Origin of the sequence: Edaphobacter bradus (genome assembly GCF_025685645.1) — a bacterium.
GTDB classification, from domain to species: Bacteria; Acidobacteriota; Terriglobia; order Terriglobales; family Acidobacteriaceae; genus Edaphobacter; species Edaphobacter bradus.
Map to the genome: position 1 here is coordinate 1186978 of NZ_JAGSYF010000001.1, position 23110 is coordinate 1210087.

Sequence of the window (23110 nt, forward strand, 5' to 3'; positions counted from 1 at the left end):
TTTGGGTTGTCATTCCGGAGCATCATTTTTGCTTGTCATTCCGGAGCATCATTTTTGCTTGTCATTCCGAGCGAAGCCGAGGAATCTGCTGTTCGCCTGAAGAGTCACTGAAGCTCGGGTGCCCCATTCATGCCGCAGCCTCATCGCGGCATGGGTGGGAAAGAACCACACCTCCAGCCACAAAACCACTCGCCTTTTTGGTTGTCATTCCGGGCGAAGCCGAGGAATCTGCTGTTCGCCTGAAGAGCCACCAAAGCTCGGGTGCCCCATTCATGCCGCAGCCTCATCGCGGCATGGGTGGGAAAGAATCGGCCTCAGTGAATCGTGCGATCTCGCTACAGAAATTCTGCATCCGCAGTAGTCACACAATCACCTTGCCTCGAGCGCGTTGAATCCAGCGGTTGCGTCATTCCTTGTGCCTCCACAACAGGCAGGCAAAGCAGCAGCGCCGCAACCATGAGCGCGATCAGGTACAGCCGCTCCGTCACCATCAAGAGCATATAGAGTGGCGAGAGCAAAAGGACAACACACAGAACTCCAGCGGCCACGCGACGGACGCTCCTAAGAGAGACGTCACTCGCAACCGAAGAATCGGAGATATACCCGGAAACGAACTCATTCAACGTCAGGCAGACCGGCAATAGCAGCAGGCTGAGATCGTACTCGTAAAGGTGATAGCTCACCAGCATGCCTGCGAGCAGCGCAACGGGCAACGATGGCCGTTGAAACATAGCCCACCCCAGTATCACCAGCGAACAAACAATGGTCAGGACATGCCCCCAATGCGCTCCGTGTGAGATGGAAGAAAGGAAGCCATACAGATTCGGCATCTGCTCCGGAACTACGGCGTACCGCATCTGGGCCGTTGGGACAGTAATTCTGGACGATAGAATCATGCGCCCATACTCTTCAAAACCGCTCTTGCCTGTAATCCAAAGTGAGAGCAAAGCCGCCACAACCGAACCGCAGCCAAAACCTGCGGCGAACCGCCAGCGGCGCCAGACCAGAAAGAGCAGAGCAACAGGCAATGCAACCTGAGGCTTGATGAGGGCAAGCGCAAGCAAACCGCCTGCAGCAAAGGCCCGGCCACGCTGCAATGCTGCAAAGCAGCCGCAGAAAATCAGAAGGAGAATCAGAGACACCTGCCCCTTCCGCAACGCAACTCCCACCGGGAAAAAAGACAAAAAGATCAGAATGGGCAATAGCTTCCCGAGACCGGCAAGGGACGGGAGGTAAACCCGTATCACTGCCGCCGCACAGCCGGCCAATAGGAGATTGAGTCCCCAGAAGGTGAAGTAAGCAGCCTTATAGCCAAGCAGCGAAAGCGGGACAAAAGGAAGCGCAGCATATGCGGGATTGAAAAACGGCAGAACCCCCCACCGAGGCTCTACCAGCCTGTCCTGCGCCAATCTCTGCGCCACAACGTCATAAAGCTGTGAGGCCTCTCCCGAGCGCACCATATGCCCCGCTGCATAGAAGGTCCGGAAATCCAGACCTCCCAACGCCGCCTCCAGGCCACCGAAGCATATCCCGATCTGACACACAGCCATGACAGCCAACGCACAGAGAAAGATCGTCTGCACCAGCTCTCTTCGGGAGGCTCTTTGCATTTCAGCAAACACTAGCAGAAAGACTTTGCTCCGGCCACTCTCCATTTACGCCCAATTAGGCATTTTCTGGCTTATCCACAGAAAACATGTCAAGCCCCAAATCTGTCTAACCCTCCTGTTTACACGCGAATACAAATGGCAGACTAGTTTCTCCCAACTGCTAGAATAGAAGTAGTAAGCGCGAGAGCCCCGGAACCCATACCGGGGTTCTCGCACTTTAGGGCATCAAACATCTTCGAGGAGGAGCGATGAATTCGCCGATAACCCAAATCCTGACAAGACTTTGCAGGAGCCACCCCCTCCGTGGCGGTACTTTCCGCGTGAAGTTCGAAGATAAATCATTATTTTTGAATACTTTGCACAAATAAGTCCTAGGGAGGGGCGTTACGACGTGGAATCAGCCAAGCTACCCATTTCCACGCCAGATGCCCGTAAACTCAGAATCATGGATAAGTTCGTAGTACGCGGCGGAAACCCGCTTCTCGGCACAATCAAAGTCTCCGGAGCCAAGAACTCCGCCCTCCCCTGCATGGCCGCCGCCATCCTCACCGAAGATGAAGTCATCCTCGAAAACATCCCCCAGGTCCGCGATATCGAGACCGAGCGCAAGCTGCTCGCCAGCATGGGAGCCGAGGTCGAGCTAGGCTACGGTCGCGCCCAGCACCGCACCCGCATCAAGTGCGGCATCCTCTCCGACCCCGTCGCCAAGTACGAGATCGTCAAAACCATGCGCGCCAGCTCGCTCGTCCTCGGTCCGCTTATCGCCCGCACAGGCATGGCCCGCGTAGCCATGCCCGGAGGCTGCGCCATCGGAGGCCGCCCCATCGACCTCCACATCAAGGGACTCGAGGCCATGGGAGCCACCATCACCTACGACCACGGCTACCTCGAAGCCAAGGCCGACCGCCTCAAGGGCGCCCACATCGTCTTCGACAAGATCACCGTCACCGGCACCGAAGACCTCCTCATGGCCGCAGCGCTCGCCGACGGCGAGAGCCTCTTTGAGAACTGCGCCCGCGAGCCCGAGGTCACTGACCTCGCTGCCCTGCTCAACGCGATGGGCGCGAAGATCGAAGGCGCTGGCACGCCGACCATCCGCATCCAGGGCGTCTCCCGCCTCCACGGCGCGCGCCACCGCATCAACCCCGATCGCATCGAGGCCGGAACCTTTCTCGTCGCCGGGGCTATAACCGGCGGCGACCTCAACGTCGACTCCTGCAACCCCGCCCACCTCGGCGCGCTCATCAGCAAGCTCGAGCAGTCCGGCGTCAAGCTCGACATAGGAGCTGATTGCATCCGCGTCCGCTCAGGCGGCGGAGACCTCAAGGCAACCGACCTCTCCACTGAGGAGTACCCCGGCTTTCCCACCGACATGCAGGCCCAGTACATGGCCCTCGCCAGCCAGGCCGACGGCACCAGCATCGTTACGGAAAACATCTTCGAAAACCGGTTCATGCACGTGCAGGAGCTCAACCGCATGGGAGCCAACATCACTGTGCAGGGCCGCGCTGCCACCGTCCGCGGCAAGACGCCACTGCAGTCCGCCGCCGTCATGTGCTCCGACCTCCGTGCTTCGGCCTCGCTCGTCCTTGCCGCTCTCGTCGCCGATGGCGAGACGATCCTCGACCGCGTCTACCACCTCGATCGAGGCTATGAGCGCTTCGAAGAAAAACTTCGCGGAGTAGGAGCCCAAATCCGCCGCTTGGGCGACGTCTTCGGTAAGAAATAGCTCTCAACCCACTCCACTCGAATTCGCATAAAACAAGAGCGCTTCGTCCCGGTCCAGCAGACGAAGCGCTCTTGTTACGGTGATAAGCGATTCAGCTTTTGGCTAGAAGATGATCTTCCCGGCGAGTTGAATCTGCCGCGATGACCCAAGATCTCCAACCGCAAACCGCGTTGCAGAGATTTGTCCAAAGGTCGTCGATGTATCGCTCGCATTCGCCGCTCCCGCGGTCGGATTGGCAAAGCTGGGATGATTGAAGATATCGAAGATATCCGCGCGGAGTTGCATGCTCACCCGCTCGGTGATCTTCGTGTTCTTCTCCAGCGAGAAGTCGACGTCGGCAAAGCCAGGTCCCGTGATCGCATTGCGCGAAAGGCTGCCGAAGCTGTTGGTCGTGTTCACAAACGCACAACCGGCTACGGGTCCGCTCGTCGGGCACAAAGTCGACGTAATCCACGTCACGTTCGGATTCGTCCCGACACGTCCTTTGTGAATCCTAATCGGGGCAACCACATTCGGACGAACGGTCGCTGTCCCCCCGTTCAATCCATTGAAGGTTGAGACAGGGTTTACAACGTTAATCGGGTTGCCTGTCTGCCACTGTACGATGCCAGACAACTGATACCCCTCTACAAGCCTGTTTCCCTTGAACGGCAGTTCGTAGATCGCACTCCCGGAGATACGATGCCGCACGTCAAAGTCCGAAGGGCCGTAGTTGTTCCCTGGATTGTAGCTGTCCTGGAAGACATACCCTCCCTGCGATCCGAGGGAGTTCACATCGAGGGACTTCGAATAGGTATAGGTTGTGTTCAGCGTCAGCCCGTGGCTGGCGCTCTTGCGCGCTGACAGCCACATCGCGTTGTAGTTCGACGATCCAACACTCGACGCCTCAGCGATGTTAGCATTCGTCGATCTGCCTTGTGCAATCAGGCTCGACGACGAGATTGCCAAATAAGGGCGTACTCCGTTAATCGGCTGGTTCTGGTTCAACCGTGCCCGGAGATGGCGCCCAACTGATCCAAAGTAGCCAGCCTGCAACGCAACCCGTCCCGGGAGTTCTTGCTGAATATTGAAGTTGTAGGACTGCGTATAGGCATTGCGGAAGTTCTGCATGACGTTGCTGATCGCCAGCCCGCTCGCCGCCGCAGAGCCATATAGGTTGCTCACCGGAATCGACGGAGTCTTGCTACTCGCGTTGAACGAGACCGGCGCGGCAAATGGCGCATTCGATGCCAGCCCAGTAATCACATTGGTCGTCGGCTGATCCGCCATCAACCCATAGCCGGCGCGAACCACCGTTTTGCCTGTGCCAAACACGTCATAGGCGAGCCCAAGGCGCGGTTCGGCGTTGTAGTTTTGCTTGTACACGCTGCCCAGTCCCTGAGTACCGGTTCGGATCAGGCTGGTCGTCGGAGCGTCGAAGACAACAAGCCGATTGGCGCCTTCCGTTGGCGTGCCGTTCCATTCAAAGCGCAAGCCAAGCTCAAGCGTGAGGTTGGGAACAATCTTGTAATTGTCCTGGACGAACGCGCCAATCGCATTCGCATAAATGCGACTGGAGACGATGGATGGAGTGATGGAAAAGTTGGTCGCGTTGCCCGCGATAAAGGTTGCTGTTGTGGTAAAACCAAGCGTCCCCACATCACCAGCGAAATTCGCATTGAGAAACCGGCGATATTCGCCGCCGAACTTGATTGTGTGCCGTCCCCTCAGATACGTCGCGGCATCCGAGAATATCCCCAACGTATCCGTTCTCCCCTGCGGGAAAGTGGAAGGGCCGCCAAAGTTCAGCCCTATATCGGTGATCGTCATCTGCGGAAGTCCCAGCGCTGTAGTGATTCCGCTTGAAATACCGTAGTTCACTGGATTCAGCTGCGCGTTTGGTGTGAACGCAATCGAGATTCGGTTAAAGCCGAGACGAGCCTCGTTGACCAAGTTAGAGTTGAAGATATGTGTCTCGTTCAGAGTCAGGATTTGACGGTGCGAATTGCGATGATCGCCAAAGCCTGAGATGGTGTTGCCTTGCAGAGTTGGTTCAATACGGCTATCGGCCTGGAAGGCATAAAAGCCGTGAATCTGGTCTGAGGGGCTGAACTGATGAAAGGCATCGGCCGTTCCCTGATCGATATTCACCGGTCCTGGAGTACTCCCTAGGAACCGTGCTCCCGAAGAATCATTGGCTAAAGGAATCAATGGAAGGAGCGCCTTCGCCGACGGACTGCCGGTGGCCGCAATCGTGGTGCGCTGCGCGTTGGTGAAGACACCGCTGTTGAGCGTGATCGCCTGCGCCTGGCGCAGCCCCTCATAACTTACGAAGAAGAATGTGCGATTGCGGAAGATAGGCCCGCCCAAAGCGCCGCCAAAGTTATTGCGTTTCAGCGCCGCTTGCGGTACCGCTTTGGTGTTGAAGTAATTCCGCGCATCGAAGTAGTTGTTGCGCAGATAATCAAACGCCTCGCCGTGAAATGCATTCGTGCCCGACCGCGTGCTCACATTCACGATCGATCCGGAGCTGCGCCCATACTCCGCGCTGTAGGTTGAGTTGTTTATCTTGAACTCTGAGGTCGTATTGATCGACGGCTGGAACGTAATCTGGTTCTGAACCATGTCGTTCAAATTCACGCCATTGATCTGGAAGTTTACGGAGTCTTCCCGGTTGCCCGCCGTGATGAACGAGTTCGCACCCAGGCCGCGGCTCGGAGAGGTAAGGTTCCCCGATGGCGGGGCGGTCACGCCTCCAGGGGTCAGCACCGTCAGGTCTAGAAAATGGCGGCCATTCAGGGGAATCTCCTGCACCGTCTTCTGATCGATGACCTGCCCAACGGTAATCGTTTGCGTCTCAATTGCCGGAGGAGTTCCTTCCACTTGTACGGTCTCGCCGGTACTCGACAAGGCCAGCCTGGCGTTGACCGTTCCATGTCCGTCCACCTCGAGCGTTACTCGTTCGACGACGAACCTGGCAAACCCCGCAGCATTTACAGTGACACTGTACTCACCGGGCTGAAGCGAGGGCGCCGTGTAATATCCAGCTCCATCGCTTACAGTGCTCCGATCTACGCCGGTCGCCAGCGAGTGAACCAACACCGTAGCGTTTGGTACGACGGCTCCGCTCGGATCCGTGACCGTTCCAGACAACGTAGCTGTCGACTGCCCCAGAACCAAAGGCGTACTCAACAGCACCAAAACTGCAGCGGCGATTAGTCCACACAGCTTCTTAGATCGTTTCACTTGATGCCTCCTCAAGAACTGCAAGCGTTTTACTGGTACTGAAATATTTTTTTGTTTTCGATATGACAAATCACTCAATCTGCAATAGCTAATCAGGCCCGGATATAAGGCGACTCCAGGAAATCACTTAGATCCTGCGCTCACCACAGATCGAAAACGTCTGCTCGTCGCGCAGGGGGAAAGGCGTTATCAACAGAGATATGTGACTAAGTTTCCACGAGTTGGAATCTCTGTCAATGCCTTTGGCCACAACTTGAAGCTCATTTTCAGTTTCGAAACCACAAACCCATTCCCAAAAGGAAACTGGGCTAATAGTGAGTAGATTGATATATCTTTTGCCGATAGGCTAGCAGGTCCGTTCAATATTAGTTGTCATCAGAAAACAAGTAAGAGACTTGTCTCTTTTCCTCAAAACATAGATTCGTGTCGCGTAAGTCTTAGGCATCCTCGGCGAAAGGTATACAACTGAGGTATGGCTTCTGTACAACAGTTGCATCGCTTAAGAGACCCTTTGCGGAAGTTAAATGACCGGCAAGAAGAGTAAGCCTGACTCTGGCAAACCGATAACACTCAAGATCCTCGCGGAATACCTTGATCTCTCACCGGCGACGGTTTCCATAGTCCTCAACAACTCCCCCGTGGCGCAGTCCATCTCGCAGTCGACACGCCAGCGCGTCCAGGCTGCCGCAAAGAAATTCGAGTACCGCCCCAACCTCCACGCGCGCATGCTGCGCACACGCCTCACCAATACCGTAGGCGTCATCGTCCCTGAGGTCAGCGAAGGCTATTTCACGCGCGTCATGCTAGGCGTCGAGTCGTACCTGCTACAAGCGGGCTTCCTCTACTTCACCGTTAGCCACCTCTGCCGTCCTGACCTCGTGGAGGAGTACCCGGACCTGCTAATGGAACGCTCCGTCGATGGCTTCCTCACCGTCAACACCGAGCTACGGCACAAGGTACCTCTACCAGTCGTCAGCATCTCCGCACACGGCGATATCCCGGGAGTCACGAACGTCGTTCTGGACCACGACCGCGCGGCGAAGGTGGCGCTCCGCCACCTCTACGACCTGGGCCACCGGCGTATCGCCTTCATGAAAGGCCACAAGTACGTCAGCGACTCCGAAGCCCGCTGGGACGCCATCGTCAGCATCGCACGGGAGATAGGAATTACCGTCCGCCCCGAGCTGTGCATTCATCTCGAGAAGAACTCTTGGTCCCCCGACCTTGGTTATCAGCCCGTCCGCGAACTCCTGGCGCGCACCCGGGACTTCACCGCCATCTTCAGCTTCAATGACACGGCCGCCATCGGGGCAATTCGCGCAATTCAGGACGTAGGCCTCAACTGCCCGCTCGACATCTCCGTTATCGGATTCGATGACATCATCGTCGCCGAGTATTTGAGCCCCCGCCTCACCACCGTTCGCCAGCCGCTGCACCAGATGGGAGCGACCGCCGCTGAGCTTCTGGTGAAGCGCATCCAGTCTCCTGAAGCACCCTATCAGAACAACGTCTGGTTCGAGCCTGAGCTCGTTGTCCGCGAATCTACGGCAGGCGTCCACGAAGTTCCCTCCTCCAAGACGAAACGCGCACGGCGCTGAATGAGGACACGGTGGACTCAAAGACATTGACAGAGGGCTCCCCCCAAAACGCCAGTCCCCTCCCCCTGCATATCATCGCTCCAGTATTTTTTTCCTTCGCGTGCGGTGGCATTGCAACTGTCATGCTCGGGCCTCTGCTGCCAGGGCTCATCGAGCGCTGGCACATTCAGGACGCAGCGGCCGGGGTTCTGTTCACAGCATTCTTCGCCGGCCAGCTGTCTGGATCCGTGGTCGCTTCGTTCCGATTGCGCCTCAGCGTCATCTTTGGATCGTTGCTCACGGCGGCCGGATGCTTCGTCATGCCCTGGGCAGCCTTCGGCGTCGCACACGTCACGCTCTTTTTCGTGGGTCTGGGGATCGGGGCCTCACTTACGGCCGGCAACGTTCTCGTGGGCACGGCGGTCAGCTCAGGACGGGCACGCCTTCTCGCGCTACTTAACGTCTGCTGGAGCCTGGGCGCAATCTCCTGCCCGTCGCTCCTACGCTTCTGCGGCCCGCGACTCTTCTTCTTGATCACCGGAACAGCGCTGGCTCTCGCTGGTCTCGTTGCGGTCACCTTGCCGCCCCAGGCAGAGTCGCAAGCACAGCCTAAGGGGCAGACAGCACCGTCTCGTCTCCCGCTTTCCTTGCTTCCTCTCCTACTGTTCGCTTTGTCGCTGATGCTCTTTGTGGGGATCGAGAGCACGCTGGGTGGCTGGCTGCCTAGCTACGCTGTCCGAAAGAGTGCAGTCTTGCTGGCCTCTTCCATCTCGCTCTACTTTTGGCTGGCTGAGCTCGCGGGTCGTATGCTGATGGCGGCCATCGTCCAGCGCCTCGGAGAGGTCGCACTGTATCGTGCAGCGCTCGTCGTGCTGATTGGCGCCTCAGCGACGCTGGCGATAGAACAGCGCCTGCACGCAGGGTCGATCGTGCTTCTCGCGGTTCTCTGCGGGCTGGCAATTGCTCCGCTCTACCCCCTTATCGTCTCGCTCCTGCTTGCAAGAACGGGGAGACATCCCCACCTCGGGCCCTTGTTCGCCACCGCCTCACTTGGCGGCGCCACATTGCCCTGGCTGACCGGAGTTACCTCAACGAGATTTCACCAGCTCAGCGCAGGACTCGCCGTCCCGGTGATCGGAGCGATTACGCTTCTCGCCATCTCTGGCGCGATCACCGGCAGGCACGAGGCAGCCCGTCGGGCTTAGAAGAACAAAGCCGCAGACGCACGACAAGCATTCTCCTCGTGGTCTGCCGCTACATGATTACTTGACAGTGAATCTGAACTGGTCGCGAATCGTGATCAATGCGATGACAGCAACTGCGACCATGGCCGGTGTAAAGAGCAGATACATAACTTCCCCCTGAGGATGAGCCGAATTTCTGGTACGCTCTTTTCGCTTGCAAGCAGACAACCATTCGCAGAACCAGCGATTTACAGGGAGTTTTGAAAGTTTCTGAGGAGAAAGCGTGGAAATATGCAAGAAATTGCCGGTGATAGTTCCAAATATTTACCCACACCGATGGCAAAGCGATTCCCTATCTCGACAAACTTGGCAAACGTAGGCCTGCCATGATGTTACGGGGGGGACATCTCGAGAGTAACGTCTGGTGAGTTACGAGGTAGAAGCCTTTAGACCGCGACCGTGAAGGTGTCTTCGCTGCGTGTGACCGCGCGGTACATGGTGTCACGTTCAAAGGGCGTCCGGCCAGCCTCGGTGATGAGGCGGACCAGGTCCTTGCGGCGCAGGCCCTGTGGCGTGGTTGCCCCTGCGTCGTGGTAAATCTTCTCCTCGACCACGGTGCCGTCGATATCGTCTGCGCCGAAGCGAAGCGAGATCTGGGCCATCTTCGGCGTAACCATTTGCCAATAGCTCTTGATGTGGGCGAAGTTGTCGAGCATCAGACGCCCAACGGCGATTTGCCTTATGTCGAGCATGCCCGTCGTTCGCGGAATGTGCGACAGTGCCGTATGGTCGGGATGAAATGCCAGCGGGATGAAGGTCTGGAATCCACTCGTCTCATCCTGCAGTGTACGCAACCTCACCAGATGATCGACGCGGTCTTCGTCGTTCTCGACGTGACCATAAAGCATCGTCGCATTGGAGCGCAGGCCGATCTTGTGCGCCTGACGTGCCGTCTCAAGCCACTCGCTGCCGTCGATCTTGTGATCGCAGATGATGTGGCGGATCCGGTCGGCAAATATTTCCGCGCCCCCGCCCGGCATAGAGTCCACGCCGGCCTCCTTCATCCGCTGCAGCGTCTCGGGAATCGTCATCTTGCCTCGCTTGGCGAGAAAAGCGACCTCCACCATCGTGAACGCCTTGATGTGAACCTTCGGAAACCGGACCTTCAGACCGCGCACCAGATCCATGAAGTACTCAAAGGGAAGATCCGGGTGCAACCCGCCGACGATGTGAAACTCCGTCACGGCCTCCGTATAGCCGGAGGCCGCAGCGTCCCAGGCCTCTTCGAGCGCCATCGTGTACGTGCCGGCATCTCCTTTTTTTCGCCCGAAGGCGCACAGCCGGCAGGAGGCGACGCAGACGTTGGTCGGATTGATATGGCGGTTGACATTGAAGTACGTCACATCGCCGTGCAGTCTCTCGCGGACGGAGTTGGCCAGCCAGCCCACTGCAAGAATGTCGCCGCTGCGGTAGAGCGTGACACCATCCTCAAAGCTGAGACGCTCTCCCGCCTGCACCTTCGTCGCTATTGGAAGAAGCGCAGCGTCGTCGGTTTGGAAGGAGTGGCGAGGACGAAGGCTGGAGGATTCAACGCTCATGGAATGATTGTATCGCTCTGCAGCCGTCGCCTGCTCCCCGTTATCTCTAGTGCCCCGACAACTCGGCCGAGTTGACCATGCGCGGCTGAATCACGACACCGTCAAACAGAGTGGCTCCGACGAGGTGATCGCCAACCGGCCGTACCATGCGAAGCACCCAGCCCGTATTCCAGTACCGCACCGCACCGTCTGGAACGTGGACCGAGAAAGCGATGGTGTTCTTGTTGCTCGCCGTAACAAGGACGCATTGCGACGCCTCATCGTAGAACAGGCTATTCACATCGCGGACGTTGACGTTGCCGAAATTTATCCACGTCGCGCCACCATCCACGGAGCGGAACAAGCCCTCGCGCCCTCCAACCCAAAGCCCGTGCTCTCCGTCGACCGCTACGGCAGAGACCTGAGTCAACGCGCCCGGAAGCACCACTGCGCTCCACCTCTGGCCGCCATCCTTCGAGAGACTGGCCGAGTGAAGCGCCGTCACGAACACCGTAGACATCTGCGCTCCAACAAATCGCCACTCCGTCTGATCAAGGCTGCCGAGCACATCCCAGCTCGTACCGGCAGTGACCGACTTCAGAACTCCCTCAGAGGTCGCGGCATAGACGGCATCGCCAGCCCGGGCAAACCCAAACACCATGCCGTCAAAGTCGCTCACTTTGGCCTTCGCTCGCATTGCGGGCGCTCGGCCCGAGGTTCTCCTCCGCGCCACCGTTCTCTTCGCGGCCACCTCTGGTACAGACGGCGTCTCCGAGGCATGTTCCACGCGAGTCCACACACCGCCGGTCAACCGGTAGATGCCATGCCCTGTTCCTGCGAGCAACGTTCCGTCGGAGGCCTGCTCCAGGCTGTAGACATCCTGCCCGTCGAGGCCGGCGCTTTGCTGCGTCCATGTGAGGCCGCCATTCTCGCTTTGGAAGACACCTCCCCACGCCTTGTCGTTGACGACGCCGACAAACAGGTTCGCTGGCTGACGCGGATTCACGACGAACGCGGTGATCTGGCGCGCAGAAAACCCGCTGTTGGAGGGATAGAACGTGAAGCCGCCATCGTTGCTGTTCAGCACGCCCGCGCGATCGGTTGCGAGCATCACATGGCTTGAGTCCCGCGGATCGACGTGGACATCGTTGACGATTAGCTCAGGTCCCGTCGTACGAATCCAGGTCTTCCCTGAGTCTGAGGTGCGGAAGAGTCCTTCGGTTGTGCCGGCATACACGACATTCAGCTGCTGCGGGTCCTGAGTCAACACTCTCGTCCTGCGGGCCGTCGAAGGAATGCCTTGAATCTTGTCAAACTTCTCGCCGGCATTCTCGCTCTTGTAGATGCCGGAGCAGGCGCTTGCATAGACCACATTCGACTGCTCCGGATCGACGATGATCGAAAAGACGTCCGAATCGTCGATCACTCCCTGCTTGATGTTGGCCCAGTGCTCCCCAGCATTGGTTGTCTTCCACGGCAGATGCCATGTGCCGGCGTAGATAATGGCGGGGTCCTTCGGGTCAATCGCGATCGACTCGACCTCATGCAGCTCCACGCTCCCCTCCGGGCTGATGAGCTGCCAGTGAACGCCATCATCGTTGGACCGGTAAACCCCCTTCAGTGTTCCGGCAACAAGAATCTTCGGATCCGACGGCGCGGCCGCCAGCGCTCGGATGCTCTGACCAGCCATGTCGACCTGGCTCTTCCAGGTCACGCCGCCATCGTCGCTGACGTAGAGACCGCCGTCAGGGCTGCTCAGCACCCAGGCGCCGATAATAAGGCGCCTCGGATTCACGGCGTCGACCACGATGGAGTCGAGCACAAGGTCGTCGCGGTTATCGATCCGCGCGAGCCGCTTCCACTCTACGCCGCCATTGTGCGATTCGTAGATCCAGCCATTGGCCGTTCCGAGATAGAGATGCGCACGGTCGTGCGGATCTTCAGCGATCCTGCGGGCGTCGCCTCCATAGGGCCCGAACGGAAGCCAGTTGACCGAGTGAGCCTGAGGGCAGATGAGAGCAAGGGTCAAGGACAGCAGCGCCGCTTTCATACGAGACTGTCTAATCAAATTCATCTTTCACTTACTTAGATTATTGTCCTACAACACAAAGGCTGACTGGAGGACCCAGTCAGCCTTTGTGGCTTATAGCCTGATTGCTTTACTTCTTGCGGCGGGCGACCGGAGTGCGGGGCTTGGCCTTCACTGCGCTCTCATCCACAGGCGTGAGGCCAGTGGTGTCCAGCGTCGCACCGGTTGGTATCAACGTTGTCGTAACAGCCGTGCTGTCCTGAGAGCCGGTGTAGACCGAGATGCGGCTCGCGTCGATGCCCTTCTCTGTGACCAGGTAGTCCTTCGTGTTCACAGCGCGCTCCGCCGCAGGATCAACCGCCTTTGCCTTCTTGCGCTTTGTGGCAGCTTCCTTCTCCTTCGTCGTAGAATTACCGACTACTGCCAGCTTCGCATCCGAAGAGCGCTGCAGGTTGAGGGATACGTCGTCAAGGCAGGCCTTGGCTTCGTTGTCCACACGTGTCGGACGACGCTTGTCGCGATCGAAGTTGATCGAGCAAAGGTCGCTCGTCTTCGGAGCAGGCGGCGGAGGCGGAGCAACAACCGTCACACTCGTTGTCGCCGAAGCGGTCTGGCCTTTGTCGTCGACCACGTTGCAGGTCACGGTAATCGTGCCAGGAGCCGCACCCGACGTGCTCAGGGTCGCCGTCGAAGTGTTGCCGCTGACCGAACCAGCCGTCGAGCTGTAGCTGTAGGTCAGAGGACGGTTCTGCGGGCTGACGCCGGTCGCAGTGATCGTCGCGGAATCACCCGGATTGACCGAGGAAGGATTCGCTGAGCAGCTGACGGTCGGCGGCTCAAACTGTTTGATCGTGAACGGTGCCGTGCAGTCTGCCATCTCACCGGGCTTCTTACCCTCGGTGACGTGTCCCTTCACCGTGTAGGATCCGGGGTTCAGATTCTTCGTGTCGATGTTAGCGGTGGTCGTAGTGCCGGAGATCGTGCCTCCATCAGACGACCACGTATAAGTCGCGATCTTCTTGGGGTTCAGATTCACAGGCGTACCCGTCACAGTCAGAGGATCGCCAGGAAATGCCGTCGAAGGCGAAACCGCGCAGGAGTAAGTCACAGGAGGAGGAGGAATGATGTGGCCGAAGTGCGCAACGATACCCGTGCTGAGATCAACTCCGCTCAGGTTCGCGCGGCCACCCATCACGCCGCTCGTCGGAGGAGGTGTGAACGGACCGAAGTTCGCGTGAACGTAGCGATAGTCAGCCTCAAACAGGCGGAGCGAGAACCGATTACTCATGAACGGCAGGTCATAGTCCATGCCGCCGCCGGCTGTCAGTGTAGGCCCCCAGGTGTAGGGGTTGTGGTATGTGAGAGGCCCTTCGCTGTTGGGGCCGCCAAGATGGCCGCCGCCAGCAAGACCGTGCGCAAACAACGTGAAGTTCTGCATCGGAGCGCGGAAGATCGGGCCGCCAGAAATGGTATACAGACCATCATTGTTGCCATCAGGGTGTGCTACGAAGATGACCTCGCCACCGAAATACTTGTTAAAGTAATAAGCTCCGCTGCCAATCGCTCCAGCGTTGATCGAGGAATAACTGATCCCCGCAGGCTTCAACTGTCCGTGTGCGCCAAAGTAGGAGTATCCAAAAAACGCATCCACTCGCGATGGGTTAATGCCCGTGGGTGCGGCTGTGCTGGGAGTCTGTGCACCCAGACCTGCAACTCCAAGGCTGACTGCACATGCAGCCAGCGCTAACCGGCTTAAATTGCGTAATGGGCGATAAACCATACGACTTCCTCCGCTCAAATTCTTCCAGTTGAAATGAGCCCTGCTGGCCTCAAAAATTGCCATGATGTTGGTACGATTCAAGAAAGCTCGACCCAGTTGCTAAGGGTACTGGTAAAAAGTACTCTCTGGCAACTATCTTTTCATGACTTTACAACCACTTGGAGCGGGGGGAGACTGCGGAGAACCTTCCCAGTTACGAGAAGGTTCTTCCCTAATCCAGATTGAGCGTCTTACGTAGTGTGCCGCGCTCCCGCTGGATCTTCTCCTGCAGAAGCGTTATGGCATACAGGAGCTGTTCGGGACGGGGTGGGCATCCCGGGACGTAGATATCCACTGGGATGACCTGATTGACCCCTTGCAGCAGCGCGTAGTTGTTGAACACGCCGCCCGAAGTCGCACACGCTCCCATCGAGATAACCCATTTAGGTTCAGGCATTTGCTCATAGAGACGACGGATAACGGGGGCCATCTTCTGCGACACCCGGCCGGCGATAATCATCAGGTCGCTCTGCCGTGGCGAGGGACGAAACACTTCGGCTCCGAACCGCGCAATGTCATAGCGCGAGCCACCCATCGACATCATCTCGATCGCGCAGCACGCCAGTCCAAAGGTCATCGGCCAGATAGAGTTCTTCCTGACCCAGTTAATCGCTGAATCCAGCGACGCCAGCACGATACCTTCTGGCTGGTCGTAACCCCAGCTAACCTCCTTTAGCTTCTCCTGGTTCTTCCCGAAGCTATCGAGGCTGCCAAATAGATAGCGGTCATTCTGACTGGTCTTATCGATCGATCCGTCGCTCATAACTTAATAATAAAACCGATTGGGCAGGTCGGAGAGCAAATTCGGCCCGGAACGTGGTCGGCAACCGCTCAGATACGTCACTCCTATCGACGCTTTTTTGCGTGGATTTGCCACGGTCACCGGCACGGATGCCGTTCCAGCCTGAGGGTTCGGTCCGCTCGGAAGCCCGGTGGCAGCTCCAGGCGAATCCGGAAGCGAACCCAGTTGATCCGCCCCAGAGGAGTTGCTCTTCCGCCCGCAGGCTGGTCAAGGTGATGCGCTGTCGTCTCGAAGTGCAACGCAACAGCGCTGGCCGCGCGGCTCTGGTCTGCCGTCCCAGGTACGAGGCGCGCGTCCAGAATCTCAAGCGTCCCCTCCGGCATCCGGCTGACCACCCCGGCCAGCTCCTGCTGGGACGCCGCTGTCGGAGTTGGAGTGCTGCGGTAGGCCTCATGAGCCTTCAACAGCTGACGGTACGCCACCGCGTTCGGAGCAAATCGAAACCGCCGCGGATTCCAGCCAACCGCATCCTGTGCGCGCAAGCTGAAGTCCGTCGACAGCAGAAGCGGGCTCACCGACTGGTACGGCGGCGTAGCCAGCTCGGCGTAGTCATGCGATGGCCTCGCACTCTGCGTCGGTAGCACACGGAGAATCCACCCCGAGGGCAACGGCTCCAGCATCAACTCCAGCCCTTCGCCGAAGGGCTGCACCCAGGTCTGGCCGGCGTTTATCTCTCCCTCAAGCACTACGTCGACGCAGGCTCCCGGCCTGCTCGCTGCCGCTGTCTCTCCTCGAGTCGCTGCCACCCCCGGCAGCGCTGCCATTGCTACAATCACCCCGAACCAACCGCTAACGCGCATTCTCCTCCACACCTGCCAGCAAGGCTTCACGAAGCCTCTTCTGCTCCGCCTTTTCGAGTTTCGCCTCGTCATGCGTCAGGTAGAAGACGTCGATCGCCGTCTCGCCCTCGGTATCGATCAGCGCGACCTCGATGTTGCACTCCTGCCCGGCAATCGCAAGGCTCAGCGCCCGCAGCAGACCTGGCGTATCCTGCGCGACGACCTCCAGCAGCGTGCTGTGCGACGAAGCCTCATCATCGAACTCAATCCTCGTGTCCACGACCACCAGTGGAGCCTTTCTTCTTCCCCGCCTGCGGCCGGTCAGTAGCTTTTCCACCGGGAGCACGCCGGTCATCACATCATGCACGCTCTTCACGAAGGCTTCGTGCTCGCTCTCGTTCATCTCAAGCGTGCGAAACGTATCGGTGAACCGAAAGCTGTCGACCACGACACCCTGGCGGTTCGAAAATGCATCCGCCGTTACGATATTCATCCCCCACGCCGCCAGCGCCCCCGTCATATTGGCAAATAGCAGCGCCCGGTCCGGGGTCACTACAGTCAGCTCGCTCACCGTGGGGGTGTAATGAAAGTCCAGTTGAACCCGGTCCACGTTCAACCGCTCCGCCATCCGGAAGTGCGTTCGCACCTGCTCCGGCGAGCGCGTTCGCACATACCGTTCCGGGAACCCCTCAAGATACTGCGCCACCTCGGCCTTGCGCCCAGGCATCAGCGCCGCGACACGATGCACCAGTTCACTCTCCCCAGAACTCACACGCTCTTCGTCCACGATGCGGTCGAGATGGTTCGCCGTTGCGATGTAAAGACGCCACAGATTCTCTGCCTTCCACGGCGTCAGCGCGTCGGGGTGCACGGCGTTGATGTCCGCATAGGTAAACAGCGTCAGCATGCGCAGAGCTTCCGGTGTCTGGACCTTGCCGGCAAAGGCGCTTACCGTCTCGGAGTTGAAGATGTCCCGCCGCAGCGCCGCGGACATCTCCAGATGGTTGGCAATCAGGCTCAGCACCAGCACGCTCTCGTAGGTATCCAGCTCCAGCCTTGCGATCACGTTCTGCGCCATTCGCGCGCTCTCCTGCGCGTGATCGCCTGTGCTGCGCCCCTTGCCTGTATCGTGCAGCAGGGCCACCAGGTACAGCACCGCGGCGTGCGGAAGCTCCCTCAGCACCGCTCCAAACTTTGTCGTCCACTCCGCCTTCCTTCCCGTCTGCGGCCCTTCCAGGCCGTGGATCGAGTCGATCAACACAAACGTATGCTCATCGACTGTGTAGCGGTGGTACGCATCCCGCACCACCAGTGCGTCGATGCCGTGGAACTCCGGAATCAGCAGTTCCAGAATCCCCAGCGCGTGCATTGCCCTGAGCGCCGTCCCTGCATGAGTTCCCGTCAGAATCCGCTGCAGGTGATGCCACAGAGTTGGCCCCTCTTCCAGATTTGCTGAGAGCAGCGGCAGGGCCTGTGAGAGCCGCTCCTCAGTCTCGCCGCTCAGCACGGCCCCTGTCTGCGCCATTGCCGTGAAAACCTCAAGCACAATGCCGGGATCGTGTGCCGGATCCCCATAGAGTCCGCCGGCTCTCTCGTCTGCCCTCGCGGCTGGATTCAGCACAACCCTCCCCCGCTCCACATGAAACCCTTCGTGCTCCGGCTCCTGCCGCCGGGTGCGCTTGAGGCCAAGCAGCTTCGAAGGAGCCTTCACCGGCAGCGCGTCCTCCATCCGCTGCTTGACGGATCGCTCCACGCTCCGCGCATGACGGAAGTAAAGGCGCATCCAGTAGGCCGCGTCCACATGCGACGGCTGCCTCCCGTTCAGTCCGCTTCCAGCCTCGGCGGCCGCATCCTGCGCCTGCCAGTCCAGCGTATTGTCATCACGCTCGTGCCTGTAGTGCAGAAAGCACCGCACCAGCCGCAGAAACTCCACTGCCTGCCGAAACTCCGCACCCTCCAGAGCTCCGACGCCGTTGCCAGACACCGCTGCGGCATCCCCCTTCTTCTGCGACTGCGGTGGAGACTGCAGCCTCGCCAACCACGCGCAGACATGCACATCGCGCAGCCCGCCTGGACAGTCCTTGATATTCGGCTCCAGATGAAAGAGCGTGTCGCCGTACTTCGCGTGCCGCTCGCGTGTCAGTTCCAGCAGCCGCGCGATCACGGACTTCCGCTCGCGCTCCAGCAGCTTCGGCATAACCTCCCCGGCAAGTTTGTTGTAGAGCGCCGCATCCCCGATCAACAGACGGTGGTCCATCAGCGAAAGCGTGAACTCGGCATTCTCCTCGGCAAACCGCTCACACTCATTCAGCTTCCGCGTCGCCGGCGAGACGCGAATCCCGACGTCCCACAGTTCCTGGCTGATTCGCCGCAACGCGTCTTTCACATCCTTCTCTTGAACACGTACGTCCAGCAGATACAAGAGGTCTACATCCGAGTACGGAAACAGCTCCTGCCGTCCGTATCCCCCAATAGCGAGCACTGCGACGCCCGAGCCCAGCCGCGGATGGCTCTCGACGCTCTGCCGCCACAGTGCAAGCACAAGCTCATCCATGGCTGCCGAGCGCGCGCCCAGCGTCGCCGAGCCTGAGGCGCCGGCGTCAAACGCGCCCCGCGTCTCCAGCATTCTCCGCTGGTACCGCTCGCGCAACTCCTTGGTCGTGGATTCTTTCGCTTGCATGCTCGTAGCCGTCCGGAGCCTTCAGAATACAGCCCGACGTCCGTCTTCCGCTCCCCGGCCGCGCCTTCGCCTGCAGGCTCGTCTAAAGCGCGATCTCGCCGCGCTCGTCGTTCCGGATGCGGATCGCCTCATCGATCTTCGAGATGAAGATCTTGCCGTCGCCGATCGTTCCTGTCCGCGCAGCCTCGATAATCGCCTGAACGGCCTTGTCTACCATCTCATCGCGGACCACGAGTTCCACCTTCACCTTCGGCAGCAGATCCACTGAGTACTCCCGTCCGCGGTAGACCTCGGTGTGTCCCTTCTGGCGGCCATGGCCCCGCGCCTCGAAGATCGTCATGCCGTCGATGCCGATCTCTACCAGCGCATCCTTCACAGCGTCCAGCTTCGATGGCTGAATCACCGCTTCAATCTTCTGCATATCCGTATCGTCCTCTCGACAACCTGCTCTGCTCTAGTGCGCCCAATCGTAGCCCTCTTCGCCGTGTTGCGACAGGTCCAGTCCATTGCGCTCCGCTTCCTCACTCACCCTAAGCCCGATGAGCTTGTCCACGACGAACAAAATGATCAGCGTACCCACAATCGAAATACACCACGCAATGGCCACGCCGCCAGCCTGATGCAGCACCTGCAATCCATTGCCTTCTAGCAGCCCCGTAGGCTTGCCCGCTCCGAAGATCGGGTTGATCGCGCTGTTCGCGAAGATGCCAGTCAGAATGGCTCCGATGGTTCCGCCCGCGCCGTGCACGCCAAACGCATCAAGCGAATCGTCATAGCCGAACCACGCCTTCACCTTCACGACCATGAAGTAGCAAAAGACGCCCGCAATCAGACCGATCCACAGGGCCGACATCGGCGTCACAAAGCCCGCGGCTGGGGTAATCGCCACCAGTCCGGCCACAGCTCCCGAGATTGCTCCCAGCGCCGAAGCCTTGCCCTGCCGAATCCACTCCGCCGCGCTCCAGCCCAGCGCCGCGGCCGCCGCGCCAAAGTGCGTCGCCACGAACGCCGAGGTCGCCAGTGTGCCGGACGAGAGTGCCGAACCCGCGTTGAACCCGAACCAGCCCACCCACAGCAGACACGCGCCGATAACGCTCAGCACCACCGAGTGCGGAGGCATCGCCTCCTTCGGGTACCCAAGCCGTTTGCCCAGATACAGCGCCGTAACCAACGCCGAGACACCTGACGTCACGTGCACCACCGTCCCGCCAGCAAAATCCAGGCACGGAATCTTTCCGCCTAGAGCTGCGTTCAGCAGACCGCCCTTGCCCCAAACCATGTGCGCCATCGGGCTGTAGACCATGAACGCCCAAAGCGTCATGAACAGCAGCATTGCAGAAAACTTCATCCTCTCGGCAAACGCTCCTGTAATAAGCGCCGGCGTAATGATGGCAAACATCAGCTGATACACCATGAACGTCTGCAGCGGAATCGTCGCTGCGTAGTCTTTGTCCGGCGTCAGTCCTACGCCGTGTAGAAACATATTGTGCAGCCCGCCGATAAAGGCATTTCCGCTCCCGAAGGCGAGCGAGTACGTCACCACCGCCCACAGCACCGTGACCACCGCCATCATGGCGAAGGTCTGCATCATCGTGCCCAGCACGTTCTTCTTCCGCACCAGTCCGCCGTAAAACAGCGCGAGCCCGGGCCCGCTCATCATCAGCACCAGTCCCGCCGAAACCAGCATCCAAGCGTTGTCGCCGGAGGTCTGGGCCGCCGCAATCGCCGCCGTCTGGTCGCTCACCTGCTTCTCGAGCGCGGCAATCCTGTCCGCCTGCGACGTGGCTGCAGTCTGCGCCATCGCCTGCGATCCCGCCATCATCGACCCACCCACCAGCAACGCCAGCAGAAGAGCCAAAAACACCTTTACTGCAACACGCATGGATCTATCACCTGTTTCAAGATTCGTAAGCAAAAAGAGGGGACTACGTCTGATTCGTTGGAATAAGACGCGCCGGAACTACATATTCCTTCGCTACTGCGTGGGAGCGAAGACTTTGTTCTCTTGATGGTTTTTAATCTACACAACGGAGAGCTCAATACAAAGCAGGAAATTCATCCACAAACGTCCCAACACCGAATCGGCCCTCAGAGCTCTCCGCGCAAGAGCAGTTCCTCAACCATCCGCTCCCACTCCGCGCTGAGATCGCCGCTCTCCGGCGGACGCCCCGCCTGCCCATACCAGTACGCCGCATTTCCCAGGCTGCCCTCCTTGCGATGCAAGTAGGCATGCACCCACGCGCCATCCTTGCCGGGCACGTCCTGCGCCACCTCATGCGCCCGGTCCCAGTTGCCTTGGCCATCCCACCACAGCGCCAGGAGAGGCCCGGAGAACTGCGTAGAATCCGCCACGCGAAATTCAGCAACTGTCATCGCATTTCCCCTTGCTACGGAGCAGGAGAGGCATATCCCCGCTCTCGCATCCATTTGATCAGTAAATCCGGCCAACCGCTCAGCTGCGGATTCGCCGCCGCCAGCCCAGCCCCGTGGGCTCCATGTTGGAACAGATGCATCTCCGCCGGGACCTCGGCCTTTACCAGCGACTCATAGAACATAACGCTGTTCAACACCGGTACTGTCTTGTCATCGGTTGTTGCAAACAGAAAAGTCGGCGGCGTCTCCTTCGTTACCTGCGTCTCGTTCGAAAGGTTCTCCACGATCGCCGGATCAGGATTCTCGCCCAGGAGAAATTCACCCGAGCCTCCATGAGCCCAGGGCTCCTCCAACGTAATGACGGGGTAGGAGAGGATCAGAAAATCAGGGCGGCTTCCCTTCCGTTCCACCGGGTCCGCTGCATCCGGATTGCCCGCGTCGAAGTGCGTCCCCGCCGTAGCCGCAAGGTGCCCTCCCGCCGACGATCCCCACATCCCCACGTGGTCCTCGGCCACGCCATACTCCGCCGCGTGCGCCCGCACCATCCGAATCGCCCGCTGCGCGTCCCCCAACTCGATCGGGTGATGATACTTCGGCCCCAGCCTGTACTTGAGGACAAACGCCGCCACGCCGCGCTCATTGAGCCACCCCGCAAAGGCATAGCCCTCTTTCTCCATCGCCAGGTGCTGGTACCCGCCTCCCGGAGCCACCACCACTCCGGTCTTCGCCGCATTAGGAGCCACCGGCAGAAAGACCGTCAGTGTCGGCTTGTCGATGTCCTCATCGCCCTGCGCCCCCGGAGCTCCAACAGTCCACAACAAAATCGTCTTCCCCGCTCCGCCCTGGGAGACCCGTGAATCCGTGGAGGGCAAAGCAGCCGCAGGAGCCTGCGCTGCCTGCGGCTGTCCAGGTGCCACTGCCGCAAAACTCAACACTATCCCAAGATAAATCCGCACTCCGTCCTCCTGAAGAGTTCTCATCTCACTCGCCGAGGCCAATCGTACATGGGCCGTCAGAGGTGACGGGACGACCCCGCCCTTTCTTTTCAGGAGCGAGACAGAAAGCGTCATAGCTTTCCACGCGCCATTCCCTTAATCTCTTTGAGGGGCATTTATGCCCATCGGAGACTGGATGAAGGATCTTGTCCGCAAGCAGCTCGCTCAATCCATCAACACCATGCAGGCCGTTCTCGCCGATCTGCACATCGCCGACACTATCGTCACCATCGCTGAGCTCACCGCCCATGCCATGCAGGGCGGCCGTAAGCTGCTTGTCGCCGGCAACGGAGGCTCCGCCGCCGACGCCCAGCATCTCGCCGCCGAGTTTGTCGTCCGCCTCGCCGACAACCGCCCCGCGCTCCGCGCCATCGCCCTCACCACCGATTCCTCCATCCTCACCGCCTGCGGCAACGACTTCGGCTTCGACCGCATCTTCAGCCGCCAGATCGAGGCCCTCGGCCACCCCGGAGACATCTTCCTCGGCATCTCCACCTCCGGCAACTCGCCCAACATCCTCCTTGCCCTTCAGCAGGCCCGCTCCATGGGCCTCACCACGATCGGCTTCTCCGGCAATGGAGGTGGCAAGATGTTCGAACTCTGCGACCACAACGTGGTGATCCCCTCCAGCACGACCATGAACATCCAGGAGTGCCACCTCGCCCTCGAGCACATCTTTTGCCTCGCAGTCGAGCGTTTCTACTACGACGCCGCCTACAACAAGCCCTGAC

Annotated in this window: 16 protein-coding genes; 4 read left to right on the plus strand and 12 right to left on the minus strand. The window is 59.3% G+C overall.

Features of this window, described 5'->3' with window-relative positions:
* Nucleotides 1–335 precede the first annotated feature (335 nt).
* Nucleotides 336–1583, minus strand: a complete 1248-nt coding sequence (locus tag OHL16_RS05075) for a glycosyltransferase family 87 protein (RefSeq protein ID WP_263365972.1) — start codon at nt 1581–1583, stop codon at nt 336–338.
* Nucleotides 1584–2055: 472 nt separating this feature from the next.
* Here OHL16_RS05075 and murA point away from each other — a divergent pair, with 472 nt between their 5' ends.
* Complete coding sequence (murA, locus tag OHL16_RS05080; RefSeq protein WP_263365973.1) at nt 2056–3339, plus strand: UDP-N-acetylglucosamine 1-carboxyvinyltransferase; 1284 nt, start codon at nt 2056–2058, stop codon at nt 3337–3339.
* A gap of 102 nt (nt 3340–3441) precedes the next feature.
* On the opposite strand, the gene OHL16_RS05085 is transcribed toward murA, so the two are convergent.
* The gene (locus OHL16_RS05085) at nt 3442–6564 is read right to left on the minus strand and encodes a TonB-dependent receptor (protein ID WP_263365974.1); all 3123 of its coding nucleotides are present in this window, start codon (nt 6562–6564) and stop codon (nt 3442–3444) included.
* 524 nt (nt 6565–7088) lie between these two features.
* Here OHL16_RS05085 and OHL16_RS05090 point away from each other — a divergent pair.
* The gene (locus tag OHL16_RS05090; protein ID WP_263365975.1) at nt 7089–8162 is read left to right on the plus strand and encodes a LacI family DNA-binding transcriptional regulator; all 1074 of its coding nucleotides are present in this window, start codon (nt 7089–7091) and stop codon (nt 8160–8162) included.
* Nucleotides 8163–8173: 11 nt separating this feature from the next.
* Nucleotides 8174–9346 (plus strand): MFS transporter, encoded by a 1173-nt coding sequence (locus OHL16_RS05095; RefSeq protein WP_263365976.1) that lies wholly within the window; start codon nt 8174–8176, stop codon nt 9344–9346.
* Nucleotides 9347–9771: 425 nt separating this feature from the next.
* On the opposite strand, the gene mqnE is transcribed toward OHL16_RS05095, so the two are convergent.
* From mqnE to OHL16_RS05145, 10 genes are all read right to left on the minus strand, one after another.
* Nucleotides 9772–10923 carry an aminofutalosine synthase MqnE gene (mqnE, locus tag OHL16_RS05100; RefSeq protein ID WP_263365977.1) on the minus strand — a complete coding sequence of 384 codons (1152 nt, stop codon included), beginning with the start codon at nt 10921–10923 and terminating at the stop codon, nt 9772–9774.
* Between the two features lie 46 nt (nt 10924–10969).
* Complete coding sequence (locus tag OHL16_RS05105) at nt 10970–12931, minus strand: WD40/YVTN/BNR-like repeat-containing protein (protein WP_263365978.1); 1962 nt, start codon at nt 12929–12931, stop codon at nt 10970–10972.
* A gap of 130 nt (nt 12932–13061) precedes the next feature.
* On the minus strand, nt 13062–14711 hold the full coding sequence (locus OHL16_RS05110; protein ID WP_263365979.1) for an OmpA family protein: 1650 nt from the start codon (nt 14709–14711) through the stop codon (nt 13062–13064).
* 211 nt (nt 14712–14922) lie between these two features.
* Nucleotides 14923–15513, minus strand: coding sequence for an NADH-quinone oxidoreductase subunit B (locus tag OHL16_RS05115; RefSeq protein ID WP_263365980.1), 591 nt, complete (start codon nt 15511–15513; stop codon nt 14923–14925).
* Nucleotides 15514–15629: 116 nt separating this feature from the next.
* Nucleotides 15630–16352, minus strand: coding sequence for a hypothetical protein (locus OHL16_RS05120; protein ID WP_263365981.1), 723 nt, complete (start codon nt 16350–16352; stop codon nt 15630–15632).
* A complete protein-coding gene (gene glnD, locus OHL16_RS05125; RefSeq protein WP_263365982.1) occupies nt 16342–19011 on the minus strand; it encodes a [protein-PII] uridylyltransferase in 2670 nt (889 codons plus the stop codon). The genes OHL16_RS05120 and glnD overlap by 11 nt, the downstream gene beginning before the upstream one ends.
* Before the next feature lie 82 nt (nt 19012–19093).
* Entirely contained in the window at nt 19094–19432 is a 339-nt protein-coding gene (locus OHL16_RS05130; RefSeq protein ID WP_263365983.1) for a P-II family nitrogen regulator, read from the minus strand.
* Nucleotides 19433–19465: 33 nt separating this feature from the next.
* Nucleotides 19466–20893: an ammonium transporter gene (locus tag OHL16_RS05135; RefSeq protein WP_263365984.1), complete on the minus strand. Its 1428-nt coding sequence runs from the start codon at nt 20891–20893 to the stop codon at nt 19466–19468.
* A gap of 206 nt (nt 20894–21099) precedes the next feature.
* Complete coding sequence (locus OHL16_RS05140) at nt 21100–21384, minus strand: hypothetical protein (RefSeq protein WP_263365985.1); 285 nt, start codon at nt 21382–21384, stop codon at nt 21100–21102.
* A 14-nt stretch (nt 21385–21398) separates the two neighbouring features.
* Entirely contained in the window at nt 21399–22340 is a 942-nt protein-coding gene (locus OHL16_RS05145; protein ID WP_263365986.1) for an alpha/beta hydrolase, read from the minus strand.
* Nucleotides 22341–22515: 175 nt separating this feature from the next.
* Here OHL16_RS05145 and OHL16_RS05150 point away from each other — a divergent pair, with 175 nt between their 5' ends.
* Nucleotides 22516–23109, plus strand: coding sequence for a D-sedoheptulose 7-phosphate isomerase (locus OHL16_RS05150; protein ID WP_263365987.1), 594 nt, complete (start codon nt 22516–22518; stop codon nt 23107–23109).
* The last annotated feature ends 1 nt before the right edge of the window (nt 23110 follow it).